13 protein-coding genes and 1 pseudogene are annotated in these 12726 nt (G+C 43.1%); 4 read left to right on the plus strand and 10 right to left on the minus strand.

The features are described from left to right. Window positions 1–7: 7 nt before the first annotated feature. The 9 genes from ACHZBG_RS06895 to ACHZBG_RS06935 all read right to left on the minus strand — a co-directional run bounded on the left by ACHZBG_RS06895 (window position 8) and on the right by ACHZBG_RS06935 (window position 8372). Entirely contained in the window at window positions 8–1228 is a 1221-nt protein-coding gene (locus ACHZBG_RS06895) for an acyl-CoA reductase (RefSeq protein WP_394699341.1), read from the minus strand. Then, complete coding sequence (locus ACHZBG_RS06900; protein WP_320128716.1) at window positions 1212–2294, minus strand: acyl-protein synthetase; 1083 nt, start codon at window positions 2292–2294, stop codon at window positions 1212–1214. Before ACHZBG_RS06900 ends, ACHZBG_RS06895 begins: the two co-directional genes overlap by 17 nt. A 2-nt stretch (window positions 2295–2296) precedes the next feature. Further along, complete coding sequence (locus ACHZBG_RS06905; protein WP_320128717.1) at window positions 2297–3700, minus strand: AMP-binding protein; 1404 nt, start codon at window positions 3698–3700, stop codon at window positions 2297–2299. Further along, window positions 3700–4677, minus strand: coding sequence for a transketolase C-terminal domain-containing protein (locus tag ACHZBG_RS06910; protein WP_320128718.1), 978 nt, complete (start codon window positions 4675–4677; stop codon window positions 3700–3702). Before ACHZBG_RS06910 ends, ACHZBG_RS06905 begins: the two co-directional genes overlap by 1 nt. Continuing rightward, on the minus strand, window positions 4667–5491 hold the full coding sequence (locus ACHZBG_RS06915; protein WP_320128719.1) for a transketolase: 825 nt from the start codon (window positions 5489–5491) through the stop codon (window positions 4667–4669). The genes ACHZBG_RS06910 and ACHZBG_RS06915 overlap by 11 nt, the downstream gene beginning before the upstream one ends. An 84-nt stretch (window positions 5492–5575) precedes the next feature. Continuing rightward, window positions 5576–6325, minus strand: coding sequence for an SDR family oxidoreductase (locus tag ACHZBG_RS06920; protein WP_320128720.1), 750 nt, complete (start codon window positions 6323–6325; stop codon window positions 5576–5578). Beyond that, the gene (locus ACHZBG_RS06925) at window positions 6325–7083 is read right to left on the minus strand and encodes an SDR family NAD(P)-dependent oxidoreductase (RefSeq protein WP_320128721.1); all 759 of its coding nucleotides are present in this window, start codon (window positions 7081–7083) and stop codon (window positions 6325–6327) included. Before ACHZBG_RS06925 ends, ACHZBG_RS06920 begins: the two co-directional genes overlap by 1 nt. Continuing rightward, window positions 7067–7306 carry an acyl carrier protein gene (locus tag ACHZBG_RS06930; RefSeq protein ID WP_320128722.1) on the minus strand — a complete coding sequence of 80 codons (240 nt, stop codon included), beginning with the start codon at window positions 7304–7306 and terminating at the stop codon, window positions 7067–7069. Before ACHZBG_RS06930 ends, ACHZBG_RS06925 begins: the two co-directional genes overlap by 17 nt. 175 nt (window positions 7307–7481) lie before the next feature. Then, a complete protein-coding gene (locus ACHZBG_RS06935; protein ID WP_320128723.1) occupies window positions 7482–8372 on the minus strand; it encodes a hypothetical protein in 891 nt (296 codons plus the stop codon). A 466-nt stretch (window positions 8373–8838) separates the two neighbouring features. On the opposite strand from ACHZBG_RS06935, the gene ACHZBG_RS06940 reads away from it, so the two are divergent. The 4 genes and pseudogenes from ACHZBG_RS06940 to ACHZBG_RS06955 all read left to right on the plus strand — a co-directional run. Next, complete coding sequence (locus ACHZBG_RS06940; protein ID WP_394699342.1) at window positions 8839–9243, plus strand: transposase; 405 nt, start codon at window positions 8839–8841, stop codon at window positions 9241–9243. Window positions 9244–9391: 148 nt separating this feature from the next. After that, window positions 9392–10873 (plus strand): IS21 family transposase, encoded by a 1482-nt coding sequence (gene istA, locus ACHZBG_RS06945; RefSeq protein WP_320128724.1) that lies wholly within the window; start codon window positions 9392–9394, stop codon window positions 10871–10873. 2 nt (window positions 10874–10875) lie between these two features. Next, window positions 10876–11640, plus strand: a complete 765-nt coding sequence (istB, locus tag ACHZBG_RS06950) for an IS21-like element helper ATPase IstB (RefSeq protein ID WP_320128725.1) — start codon at window positions 10876–10878, stop codon at window positions 11638–11640. A 99-nt stretch (window positions 11641–11739) separates the two neighbouring features. Continuing rightward, window positions 11740–12183, plus strand: a pseudogene (locus ACHZBG_RS06955) (transposase); the annotation flags it as partial. Window positions 12184–12228: 45 nt separating this feature from the next. Here ACHZBG_RS06955 and ACHZBG_RS06960 read toward each other — a convergent pair. Continuing rightward, complete coding sequence (locus ACHZBG_RS06960; protein WP_394699343.1) at window positions 12229–12624, minus strand: integrase core domain-containing protein; 396 nt, start codon at window positions 12622–12624, stop codon at window positions 12229–12231. Window positions 12625–12726 lie beyond the last annotated feature (102 nt).

The following is a 12726-nucleotide window of genomic DNA, read 5'->3' on the forward strand; positions in this document are numbered from 1 at the left end:
TTTGCCTCTAATTATATATTACTATTCTACTCATTGTAGCAACCAAATCCCATCCATCCCAAACTGGCTCAAAGTCAAGGGTTTTTCCAATGGGTACAATTCTATCAATACCAACAAGCCTGTTAACCTTGGCAAAGTCCAGAAGTTCCTGCTTGTCCAATCCATAATATGACATAGTCTGAAATTTCCTTGTTACAATTGGTGCCAATTCATCAAGTGAATGTGCGTCATATTCATTGAAATAGCCACCGACACTCCTGCATTCAGTAATATCATCAGGAAGGCTCTCCATCTGCAGTCTCATAACCATATTGTTGGTTGCCTGTTTTCGCTCAATCCAATTATGGGTCATGGCTTCCCTACAAAAAGCAGTCAGTTTATCAACAGCGGTTACAGGTGCAAGGTTATAGTGCTTATCGACATATTTCTGGATTGCTTTCCAAAACCTTTCCTTTGCCTTTTCTCTATTTTCTTCTTTGCCAAGCCAGACAACTAGATGTGGGGCTGTACAGGCATTTTGGTCAAAAAGATATGTATCATTGTAAAAACCTTGGGCAATATCTTCTACGTTTTCTTCTCTTACAAGTATGTCTGCATTGATGACACAGAAAGAATACCGATCGGCAAAACAAACATCAAAGGAGCGAGCAGGAATCTTCGACTCACGAATTTCGTCAATCGTTCTATCTCCTCCCCAGATTATCCGCACATCTACAAGCGAAGAAAAGAAATCAGTCCAAGCTTTTTGTATCCTGTCATATCGGACCAAGGTGATAAAATCGTGTAACTCAAACCATTTCTCTTCTTGAAGCAAACTATTCAATTCGTTTGACAGAATCATAACCTGTCTGAAATCCTTTGAAGAAACCCTGACGATATTTGCATTGCCGGCTAAAAGTCCCATAACCAAAGAATATGCAAAGTTTATCGGTACATTAGAAGGGGCAATATGAAATACTATTCCCCGCCCCAAACGTAATTCCTCTACATGGTTTTTTAGGAATGTTGACCGATACTGGTTTATATGCCCTTTCCTGATCCAAAATGCAAACGTAATCACATCAGGGAAAAGTCGGCTTTCTTGGTTTGCCAAAAGTCGCTTCGACCAGCTGTCAAGGAAATCAACTACCAAATCATTGTAGGGTTCAAATGGTCTAACTTTTTCTATCTTTGAAAATTCAGCATCGTGAGGGACCAATAAGCCCAAGGTATTAGAATCTGGCAGCATAGGCATCACTACATCCTCGTATTTCAGCATTCTTTATTCGTCCACTGATTGAAAAGTATTTTCCCTTGCGCCCACAAGGACAATCGTCTTCACCCAAGATTCTTCCAGAATCCTCTGTCAACAAGACATGTCCTGGATAACTTTTAGGAAGAATAGACACAACCTCAATCAAGCCTTCTTGCCCGATAGGGGCAACAGAAAAATCCCTTGGATCTCTAATAATTACATCTGAAAATACAGAGGTATGGAGATGTCCGTATTCACATTCCATATAAACTGTCCCAGTCTGTTCCACCATCCCATAATAATTATAGACATGAGAAAGTTCAGATACTTCCTTTAGTTTTTCCTTAAAGGTAGCATTATCGACAGCTTCATCAATAAGCTTTTTCCACCCGCCACCATGAATAAGGATACCATTTGCAAGATTCAATTTCTTCCCACTTTTCAGCAGTTCCTTGTAGAAATGTTGCCAGACCATGAAGGTAAATCCAAAAAGGAAGATAGGCTCACCGCTGTGTTTTTCAAGAAAGGCATCTATGACATCAAAATCTATATGCATTTCTTCATCCAGTGCATATATTTTATCAGATCCGAATATGGAAAACCCTAAGATACCTGCGCCACGAGCTGAAAATAAATTACGGTCCTTAAGAATAGCTTTTGAATCCAAGATAATCATGGGAATACGTTTCACACCAATAAAGTCACTAACAATCTTTACCAAGATTTTTGTCTGGTTTGTAGCAGTTTCCTTGTCCAGGAATATCCGAGAAACTTCCTGGCCTGTAGTCCCTGAGGAAGTCATTTCCTTGACAATATCTTCTCGTCCAACACTTCGTAAATCAAATTCCTTGAAAAGACGGACAGGCAAATACGGAATATCAAGAAAAGAACCAATACAGGTTGGGTCAAATGGCCAAGCATCAATAAGGCGTTTATATTCATTACATTGGGAATAATGGAACAAAGTTAATTCACTAAGAATTCCTGTTAGAAACTGCCCTTTTTCTTCTTTTCCCATTGAAAAAGGGGAAATATTCTGAATGGTATCGATATCATACATTCCTAGAGGTTCTCCAACTGAGAATACAGGGTCTTCCCTGCCTCATTTTTCGGAATAGCAGAAATACCTTGGACTGCAAAAGCTGTCATATTAAGGTTTAAAAGAGAAGAAAGAACCTTATGAATCTCTGCCTCTTTCCCAATATTTTCCGTATACACAGACATTCGGTCATCTATACCACAACAAGCACAGACATACCCCTTGTCCTGCAAGAGACGTTCAGTTTCGTCCAGATTGACTCTACTGCCAAATAACTTCACAAAACGTTTCTTTCGACCCACTATAGAATAGAATCCATCAACGTCAAATTTGGCCATATCACCGGTTACAAGGATTCCTTTCCTTTCGTCCCCCAAGGAAAGATCAGCCTTGCATTGGGCATACCCTAGGGTTACGTTCTCTCCCTTGTAGACAAGCTCCCCGACAGTATCAGGTTCCACTATTTTATTTCCATCATCATCTTGGAGCCAGAACTCACCACCAGGAATTGCAATACCCATGCTTCCACACTTTTCGATTGCATACTCTGCAGGAAGATAAGACATTCTTGCAGTCGCTTCTGTCTGTCCATACATAACTATAAAATCAAGACCTTTCTCTTTACATTTCGTTGCTACTTCCAAGGATAATTCATACGACAGTTTTCCCCCTGCCTGGGTGAGATATTTAAGAGAAGGAATTTCCATATTGAAAAATCTTAATCGCTTGAGCATCTGGTAGGTATAAGGGACCCCGCCGAACGTTGTTGCCTTGTTTTCTTTCAAGAATATCCAAAATTCCTTTTGCATAAAAGAATAATCAGTCATCAGTATTGTAGAGCCTTTGTTCAGATGGGAATTAATAATAGAAAGACCATAGGTATAACTCATGGGCAACGTGGTGATAGGACGATCGGAAGATGAAATCTTCAAGTATTCGCATATCGATTCTGTATTTGCTTCAATATTACGATAGCTTTGACGAACCAGTTTTGGGCTACCGGTACTGCCACTTGTAGTGAGGAGAAGGCCAAGTTCTGGATTTAAGTCAATGTTTTCTGAATAGATTGTTTTAATCAGTGTATAGGACCCGTACGAATAAAAAGAAGTGCCAGGAACCATATCTTTTAAAGACTCAGGTAACCATACATAGGCAGGTTCATAGGTTTCCTGTAAGTTCGTAAACAACTCAGGAGTCAGCTTGTTATCCACCAACACGGGGACAATATCATTCCTCAAGAACCCAACATAACCGACCAAAGACTCAATTGAATTGGAACAAAGAGAAAAAACAAGCGTCCGCTTTCCAATTGCCGAAGCAAGTTTATCTGCTTCGAAGGCCAAGGCTTGATAAGACAACAACTGCCCATCACTCTGGGTTACTGCAAAAAAATTGGAAAATTGCTCAATTCTGTTAAAGTAGGACATCAATCGACCTCCTCAATGAATATTTTGATTTTCTGGGCTATACCTTGTCCATCCAATCCATAATGCTTCAGCAAATATGTATACTCTCCAGCTCTTCCAAATTGAGGAGGCAATCCAATGAATAATTGCCTTGGGGGATTCTTTCTCTGTATAAAATATTCAGCGACTGCAGAACCAAATCCTCCAATCACACTATGCTCTTCAACTGTTGCTACATAATCGTTTTCTTGGCAAATCTGAAGTAGGGTTTCCTGATCTAAAGGTTTAATCGTATGAAAGTTATAAACGGAAACTTCGAGGCCTTTTTCTGCCAAGATTTCTGCAGCTTTCAAAGATTCATAGACCATGCTTCCTGTTGCCAATACAGCGATGTTATGTCCCTTCTGCATTTGAATTGCTTTCCCAATTTCAAATGGATAGTCTTCTTTATATACCATTGGTGAATTGGCTGTGCCTGTAAGCCGTATATATGTCGGATCAGGAGAAACAGCACAAGCAAGAATCGTTTTATATACTTCCAAACAATCTGCAGGAGAAATGACAACCATATTTCCAGGCATTGAACGCATCAGGGCAATATCCTCAATCCCGTAATGGGTATTACCAAACAAACCCATAGCCATACCACTTGCAAGGCCAACAACCTTCATATTGAAACCCATATAGCCCATATTCAAGCGCATCGGTTCATAACTCCGCATAGCAGCAAAATTTGCAAACGTTGATACAAATGGGACAAAACCTTCTTTTGCCAATCCGGCAGCAATCCCAATCATATTTTGCTCCGCTATACCGATATTATAGAACAAGGAAGGGAATTGGTCCCGGAACCTATCCAAACCCGATGTATTACAGAGGTCAGCAGTCAACACCTTTACTTCCGGCTGGAGAGAAGGAACTTCAAGCATGGCAATACCGTATGTCCCTCTTGCTCCAAGGCGAGAAAGCGACCTAAGTCCTATTCTGTCAAGCTTCATCTAAGGCTCCTTGCTCTTTCATGGCAATATCATAGAGCTCTTTTGTTAAACGATTATGGTGCCAATCTTTGTTATTCTCCATGAATGACACACCCTTACCTTTTACCGTATTGGCAATAATAATTAAAGGACTTCCAGACCATGGTGTAGTAAATGCAGAAAAGAGTTCCTGCACGTTATGCCCATCAACGCATCGAACTTCCCAACCAAAAGATTTCCATTTCTGGGCAATATTCCCCATATCTAGAACATCGATACTAAACCCATCACTTTGGATACCGTTATTATCCACAACAGCAATCAAGTTATCCAAGTGGTAGGATGCAGCAGAAATAGCCGCTTCCCAAATAGTACCTTCATTGCATTCGCCGTTTCCTAATAATACAATCGTTCTATAAGACTGTTTTCTTGATCTTGCAGCAAGAGAACTCCCAATTGCAGGGGAAAGACCCAATCCTAGGCTTCCACTGGAAAACTCTATACCTTTTTCAGGATACCTTGAAGGTTGGGCAGGAAGAATTCCCGCATTATCATCATAAGTTTCCAATTCCTCATGGGTTAGAAAACCAACCTCGTGCAGAGCCGCATAATAAGCCAGAGCTCCATGTCCCTTACTCAGATATACCCTGTCCCGTTCAGACCATTGGGGATTGGTTCGGTCAAGGTTCAGTACAGAACCATAAAGAACTGCCAATATTTCTACCAAAGACATGGCTGGTCCAACATGGGCCCCGTTTGGACCGGCATGCAAAGCCATTGTAAGTATTTCTCTTCTTATTCGAAAAGACATTGCTCTCAACTCTTGACTTGTCATTTATTACCTCATTTTCTTCAGTGACCTTTGATTCAGTGGAAGAAATCCCAAATATCAAGAAGTATCTTTTTTAGTAGTTAAACCTTAAAACATTCCCCCATCAACACGAATAGTCTGCCCTGTAATATAGGAAGATAGTCCTGAAGCTAAAAATAAAGAAACTCTCGCAACTTCTTCGGGTTCTCCCATTCGTTTAAGACAACTCTGTGCCAGCGTTTCATGAATTATTTCATCACTCATGTTACCAATCATATCAGTTCTAGTAATCCCTGGAGCAATGGCATTAACTCGGATGTTCTTTACCGCAAGTTCTTTTGCCATTACTTTGGTGGCACATATAACAGAAGCTTTGCTCGCTCCATATCCAAGTCTGCCTTGATTTCCATCAATTCCTGCAGTTGAGGATATATTGATAATGCTGCCACCCCCATATTTTGCCATGATCTTGGTAATGTATTGACTGAATAATATTGGTCCAAGAAAATTTGAATTGTACTGCCGCATGATAATATCTGCACTGCTCATCTGGTACAGAGCGTTGATAGATATACCCGCATTATTTACCAGAATATCAATCGGTTTTTTCTCTGAAACCAGGATTTTGGCAACAGCTTTAATTTCTTCAACATTATCAAAATCGAAATACATAGGACAAATCGATTTTCCAGTTTTTTCAGCTAACTCTTCAAGTTTTACTTGGAATTCCATGTCTGGTTTTCTAGCACATGCAATTATATCAGCACCTTCATTAGCAAATAATTCAACAGTCGCCCATCCCATGCCTTTTCGGGAGCCAGTTACAATCGCTGTTTTTCCTGATAGCAGACCATACATCAGTTCATCCCTCCATCAATACGGATTATCTGTCCAGTAACGAAAGATGACATATCAGAGATTAAAAATAATAAAACATTTGCTACTTCTTCAGGAGTACCTTTTCTAGCTAAGGCAATTTTACCCAACAATCTATTCAACGCTTTTTCTTCAAGATCTGCAGTCATATCAGTCTCAATTACCCCTGGAGCTACAGCATTAACACGTATCCCAAACTCTCCAAGTTCTTCAGCCATTGTTTTTGTAGATCCTATAAGTGCTGCCTTGCAACCACTGTATGCCACTTGCCCAGGATTTCCATCAAGACCCGCAACTGATGAAACGGACACGATAGCTCCGCTTTTCTGTCGAATCATCATCTTTGCAACATATTGGGTTATCAGAATCTGAGAAAAGTAATCAATATCAAAGCACTGTTTCATTTTTTCCATGCTTGTCATCTGCAATAAAGCATTGTAGGTAAGACCAGCAATGTTTACCAACCCATCAATGGGTTTCTTTTCAGATAAGATTGCCTTCATTCCAGTTTTCAGTGCATCGGTATCTAGAAAATCGAAATACACAGGTTTTATTATTACTTCATTTTCGATTGCAAGTTGTAAACAAACATCTTCAAACTCATCCTCAGAATACTGAGCACAAGCCCAAATATTGGCGCCATTACGCGCAAAAACCTCAAGAGTTCTCCTTCCGATACCTCGAAGGCAACCAGTTATGACAATATTCTTCCCTTCCAATAACCTAATTGAATTCAACATCGTACTTTCCTAGAATTTCTTTACCTTTCTTGAAAGAACTGAAATCAATTACATCATCGGTATCCATCATTATATCGAAAGAATCCTCTAAAGTAGCCATTATCACCATATGCGCTACAGAATCCCAACCAGAGTCTCTATAGTTCAATGCTTCAATATTCACAGAATCATCAAGTTGCAAAGCTTGCTTAAAAGCTTCAACATATTTTTCATTATTCGTCATGTAATTATATCTCCTTTAATATCTTCACTTAAATCAACTTTATAAAATATAATAACAATTTTGCCAATATTTTCATATCTCTAAGGCATTTTATAAATACAGAAATAAATAATTGCTCTTAGACTCCAATTTTTTTGTTTTTTTAAATTTTCAGTATCAAACAAATACAAAACTCTTAATTAGGAGCGATAATTCTTTTTGCAGGATTTCCAAAAACCTTTGTTCCTTGTCGAATATTTTGGGTGCAAACACTTCCCATACATAAGAAGCAATTCTCTTCTACCACTATTCTATTCTTAACCACAGAACCTATTCCAATATATGTATTTGCCATAATCACAACAAATCCCCCTAAAATGCAATTTGCCGTAATTTCACAATTCTCTCCTATCTTTACATCATGCCCAATAAAATTTCCCCCATCTATTTTTGTGAATCTTTCAATAATTGTGTCACTCAATTCTCCGCGATAAATTGCAGCCAAAGTCCCAACCTCAACATTATCCTTAAGTATCACTTTTCCAAATGAAGGAATAGACACTGTATTGCCATAAGTATCTTTTACCAATGTGAAAGCATCAGCTCCTATTACTGCATTTTGCCGAATAACAACTCTATTTCCAATTTCACAATTTTCTAAACGAACACCTGAATGAATTATGCAATCATTGCCAATAACTACATCATGCCCAATAAAACAACCTGGCTCAATTTGGGTATTTTCTCCAATTTGAACATTCTCACCTAAATAATACAAATTTTCTGACATTCTATATTTTCGAAAAACATTATTCTCATGCATTGAATTTGAAAATACTTGCGCAACTTTACAATACTCCCAATCTGGTTTAGCCGTTGTTATTAATGCATTGTTAATTCGAAGTTTATCATCAATTTCAATCCCTTCTTCAACAAATACTAAACAGTCCTCATGCCCATTGATATTATTAAGCATTGATGCAATTTTCTTTTTTACAAACATCACTGTTCCATTTTTAGGATTCCCAATATAGGACACACCCATAACTTCAAAATTATATTTCGAATCAAATTCAGAAACTTTCATTTTTACTCCTAAATTATCATTTTCCTCAAATTCTTTTCATCAGTAATAGTAATAAAAAATCCATTTTCTACTGAAAATAGACTGCTTTTAATTCATTACTTTTTCTTATTGGTCAATGTCATATATGAAATCTTATTCTTTTTGACTTAAATTCTTCCATGCTTTGTATTGTCGATTCTTGAAACTACTACCTCTTCCCATAGTTTCGAATAGTCACAATCCAGCTTGGTCATTAGAGATTGTTTATCCTTTGTTTTCCACTTTCCTTGTCTTGAGATTCTATAGGAACTTTAGACTCCAATATATACTGAAATGCCCCATTACAAAATCAGATGATAGAGATTTATATCATAAATTGCACTGAAAACAGCGGTAGTGTAAAATCAAGTTTGCAATTTGGAGTTGAAAAAGGTCACTGGGAGTTCCATACTGTTTGATAACGACACCAACAGGAGGGACTTACCCAATGACCGAGACCAATGATAGCACGTTTTTTGCAATGAAACTACTGGAATTCGAGGATGCAGAGGATCCTTTGCTGGCAATGATCCAGTGGATGACCAATCAGATGATGGAACTTGAGGTGGAGCAGAAGTGCAACGCATCCAAGGGTACCCACGAGAAGGAACGGCAGGCCTATCGCAGCGGATACCGCCCCCGTCGTTTCGATACCAGGCTTGGGATACTGTACATGCTGGTCCCGAAGCTCCGCAACGGGGGGTATGTCCCCTTTTTCGTGACCGAGAAGAAACGGAGTGAACAGGCACTGATCAATGTCATCCAGGAAGCCTGGACCAACGGGGTCTCCACCAGGAAGATAGATCGCCTTGCCAAGGCCATCGGGATCGAGGGCATCAGTGCCTGTCTATGATAATCTAAATATAGACCATATGATTGTTTGAAAGTTTACCAGTCGATAAGCAGATAGTTTACCAAAAGATAAGGATGGGAGAGGCACTTGTTGTTGCTCCTTCATCCGCTTACCCTCTTGAATAACAAAACAAGTTCAGGAGAGAACCATGAACAGGAGACTGCAAATGCCTCTGGTAAACAATGTACGCGATTTGTTCGCACAAGGGAAGTCGGAGCGGCAGATAACGAGGATGCTTCATATCTCCCGTCCGACCGTGCACAAGTATGTCACGATGGACGATTTCACTGTCCCTCTTCCGGTCATGGAACCGAGAGGCTCGAAGCTCGACCGATACAAGGCCGAGATTGACAGGATGCTGGAGGAAAACAAGGACGCATGGAGAAAACAGCAGTATACGGCGACCACTGTCTGGCGGGTACTTGTGAAAGAACACCCGCAGCTCGAGAATTCCTATCTGCTGGTCCAGCGGTATATCCGTGAACGGAAAGCCATCGAAGGGTTCTGCACCTACCAGGAGCTGGTGTGGCATCCAGGAGAGGCCCAGGCGGATTTCGGTGAGTTTTACGCCCAGGTGGACGGGAAAAGGCGGAGGCTCTACTACTTCGTCCTCACATTCCCCTACAGCAACCATGGCTATTACCAGATCACCGAGGGTGTGAACTGTGAATGCGTCTGCGAGAGCCTGAAGAACATCTTCTGCCATATGGGTTGCCTGCCGTTCGTGATAGTCTTCGACAATGCGACCGGCATAGGAAGGCTGGTAGAGCATGAACTCAGGGAGAACGAGCTCTTTGCCAGGTTCCGCGCCCATTACGGATTCAGGGTACGGTTCTGCAATCCCCAGGCAGGCCACGAGAAGGGGTCGGTCGAGGCCAAGATCGGATTCGTCCGCCGCAACCTGTTCGTTCCGGAACCGGGGATCGACGAACCGCTGTGGGAGTACAACAGGAAACAGTTTGCAAGGGCAGATTCGCTCGACGACCATAGGGTCCACTACCGCAAGGAGAAACCGATCATGGACCTGTTCAACGAGGACAGGAAGGCAATGCTGCCACCCCCTGCAAACCCCTTCGAGGTGATTCGCTATGCTTCCTACCGGACCGATGGATACGGAAAGGTCTGCATCGGCAAGAAGCACCGTTACAGTGCCGGGACGGATTATGCACACCGACGGATGCTGGTCGGCTTCACCGTGCGCAAGGTCATCATCCAGGATCCTGTCGACGGGAAGGAAATCAAATCATACGAGAACTATGGGGAGAGCCAGACGGATGCCATCGATTACTCCACCATGCTCCAGTTTGCCTACAGGTGTCCGGGTTCGTGGCAGAACAGCCAGGCCAGGGAATGCGTCCCCGACGGGAACCTGAAGGATTACATCGATGGCCTGTCCAAGCATGACCGGAAAGTCCAGATAGGGATCCTCAGGGAACTTACCGAATCCTATGGCCTCGATACCGGATGGGCGGCCATGCAGGCCGTATTTCGCAACGGTAGCGTCGACAGGGCAAATGCCCTGTCCATGGCGGCGAGGCTCGATACCCTCGATCCCGATTCGAGCGAGAATGCCACCGGTGTCGATCTCTCCAAATACGGCGCGTTCACGCTGTTCGGCAAGGGGGTCTGACCATGGGGGCAAGGAAACGAGAGGACCGGAAAACCCAGGAAGGGCATGTCAGGGAAATGCTCAGGGCCTTCTATTTCAGCAATGCCTCGGGGAGGAGGCTTGCCGAGACGTCCAAGGCCTCGGAGCTTGATTACCTGGAACACCTGCTCAAAGATGAATTGGCCTATCGGGAACAGACAAAGAAGGTCAGGATGCTCTCGAAGGCGGGATTCCCGCTGATAAAGACATTCGAGGGATACAGCTTCGAAAACATGGTGCTGCCCTCCAGTCTTGGCAAGGATTCGCTCATGGCCCTTGATTTCATCAGGGACAAGAAAGACATCATCTTCTTTGGTGGTTGCGGAACGGGCAAGACCCATGCGACGACCGCCCTGGGTGTCCTGGCCTGCAATGCAGGATACAAGGTGAAGTTCACGACTGTCACCAGCCTGGTGCTTAGGCTTTCGGAGGCATTCAAGGCCGGGAACGCCGAACGTATTTTCAAGGACTACCAGAGTGCGGATCTCATTTGCCTGGATGAATGGGGATATGTCCCTGTCGACAGGAATGGCTCCCAGCTGCTCTATCGGATAATCTCGGACAGTTATGAGCACCGCAGTCTCATCATCACCACGAACCTCCCATTCCAGAACTGGGGGACCTTGTTCACGGACGAACAACTGGCCGCCGCAATGATCGACCGCCTCGTGCACCACGGATACTTGATCGGTACAGGAGACAAGAGCTGGAGGATGACACACGCCCTGATGCGTGAAGGAGAACGATAAAACCAAGGTTGCAACCGGTTTAGGGGTTTCAAACCTTACCAGGTACTAGGTGGTAAACTTTACTCGATGAACTGGTAAACTTTCTCTTGACGAAAAACAAGTGCCACTCAGGTAAGCAACATCACCGGTGAGCTGGACAGCCAGGTGACGGAGTTCCGCAACAGGCCACTGGAAGAGGAATACCCGGTGCTCTGGGTGGATGCGCTCTATGAGAAAATCAGGGACGACGGCAAGGTGATCAATGCCGCAGTATTGGTGGTCAGGGCAGTCGATTTGCACGGTGTGGTGCATATGATCGCCGTGGAGCCCATGTATGGGGAATCAGAGGCCTCTTATTCACAGCTGTTCGACAAGCTCAGGGAACGTGGCCTGCAAAAGGTATGGCTGGTTGTCTCCGACGCCCATCCCGGGTTGCAGGCGGCAATCCGCAAGTGTTTCCTCGGGGCCTCCTGGCAACGGTGCAAGGTGCATTTCATGCGCAACATCCTCGCCCACGTCGGACAGAAGGCGAAGGAGGACTTCGCCAGGCAGCTGAAGCAGATATGCGGTATTTGTCAACGTAGTTTTCGCCATTTTTAACTATCAATTTCAGCAAACAGCCTTTTCTACCGGGCGGTAAAACGCCGTTACCGCAGGGAGGGCATAGGTTCTGGTCTTCCCCTTTCTCCAGCGTTCCGGATGAGCGGCTTTTGCCTCAAGTATTGTCTTGTTCCGTTTTGTATATAGCTGTTGGGCCTCGCCCTTTCTTACCTGCATAGGGGTAACGTAGGACAGCCCTGAGTGCAAGTGGCAACTGTTGTACCAGCTGACGAAATCGGCGTACCAGATTCTTGCGATAGAAATCGTAGGGAATTGCTTTGGATAACCTACCGAGTACTTGAGAGTCCTGTGCCAGGACTCGATGAATGCGTTGTCATTGCTGCATCGGGGTCTCGAATAGCTGCGGCTGATGAACAGCGAATCGAGGAATACGGCCAGCGTCATTCCCCTCATGGGGTGGCCGTTATCGCCGTTTTGTCGAATTCAACAAAACGGCGATTTCAACGAAGAATTAGTTTTGCCGAGTCCCGTCCGTAACCTTTCTGT

It is taken from the genome of uncultured Sphaerochaeta sp., assembly GCF_963676625.2.
Lineage (GTDB): Bacteria > Spirochaetota > Spirochaetia > Sphaerochaetales > Sphaerochaetaceae > Sphaerochaeta.

Coding starts and splice junctions, on each gene's coding strand:
- ACHZBG_RS06940 (WP_394699342.1), top strand. CDS start 8,839: ATGACCGAGACCAATGATAGCACGTTTTTTGCAATGAAACTACTGGAA.
- istB (WP_320128725.1), top strand. CDS start 10,876: ATGGGGGCAAGGAAACGAGAGGACCGGAAAACCCAGGAAGGGCATGTC.
- ACHZBG_RS06930 (WP_320128722.1), bottom strand. CDS start 7,306: ATGACGAATAATGAAAAATATGTTGAAGCTTTTAAGCAAGCTTTGCAA.
- ACHZBG_RS06910 (WP_320128718.1), bottom strand. CDS start 4,677: ATGAAGCTTGACAGAATAGGACTTAGGTCGCTTTCTCGCCTTGGAGCA.
- ACHZBG_RS06915 (WP_320128719.1), bottom strand. CDS start 5,491: ATGACAAGTCAAGAGTTGAGAGCAATGTCTTTTCGAATAAGAAGAGAA.
- ACHZBG_RS06935 (WP_320128723.1), bottom strand. CDS start 8,372: ATGAAAGTTTCTGAATTTGATTCGAAATATAATTTTGAAGTTATGGGT.
- ACHZBG_RS06900 (WP_320128716.1), bottom strand. CDS start 2,294: ATGTATGATATCGATACCATTCAGAATATTTCCCCTTTTTCAATGGGA.
- ACHZBG_RS06905 (WP_320128717.1), bottom strand. CDS start 3,700: ATGTCCTACTTTAACAGAATTGAGCAATTTTCCAATTTTTTTGCAGTA.
- istA (WP_320128724.1), top strand. CDS start 9,392: ATGAACAGGAGACTGCAAATGCCTCTGGTAAACAATGTACGCGATTTG.
- ACHZBG_RS06960 (WP_394699343.1), bottom strand. CDS start 12,624: ATGACGCTGGCCGTATTCCTCGATTCGCTGTTCATCAGCCGCAGCTAT.
- ACHZBG_RS06925 (WP_320128721.1), bottom strand. CDS start 7,083: ATGTTGAATTCAATTAGGTTATTGGAAGGGAAGAATATTGTCATAACT.
- ACHZBG_RS06920 (WP_320128720.1), bottom strand. CDS start 6,325: ATGTATGGTCTGCTATCAGGAAAAACAGCGATTGTAACTGGCTCCCGA.
- ACHZBG_RS06895 (WP_394699341.1), bottom strand. CDS start 1,228: ATGCTGCCAGATTCTAATACCTTGGGCTTATTGGTCCCTCACGATGCT.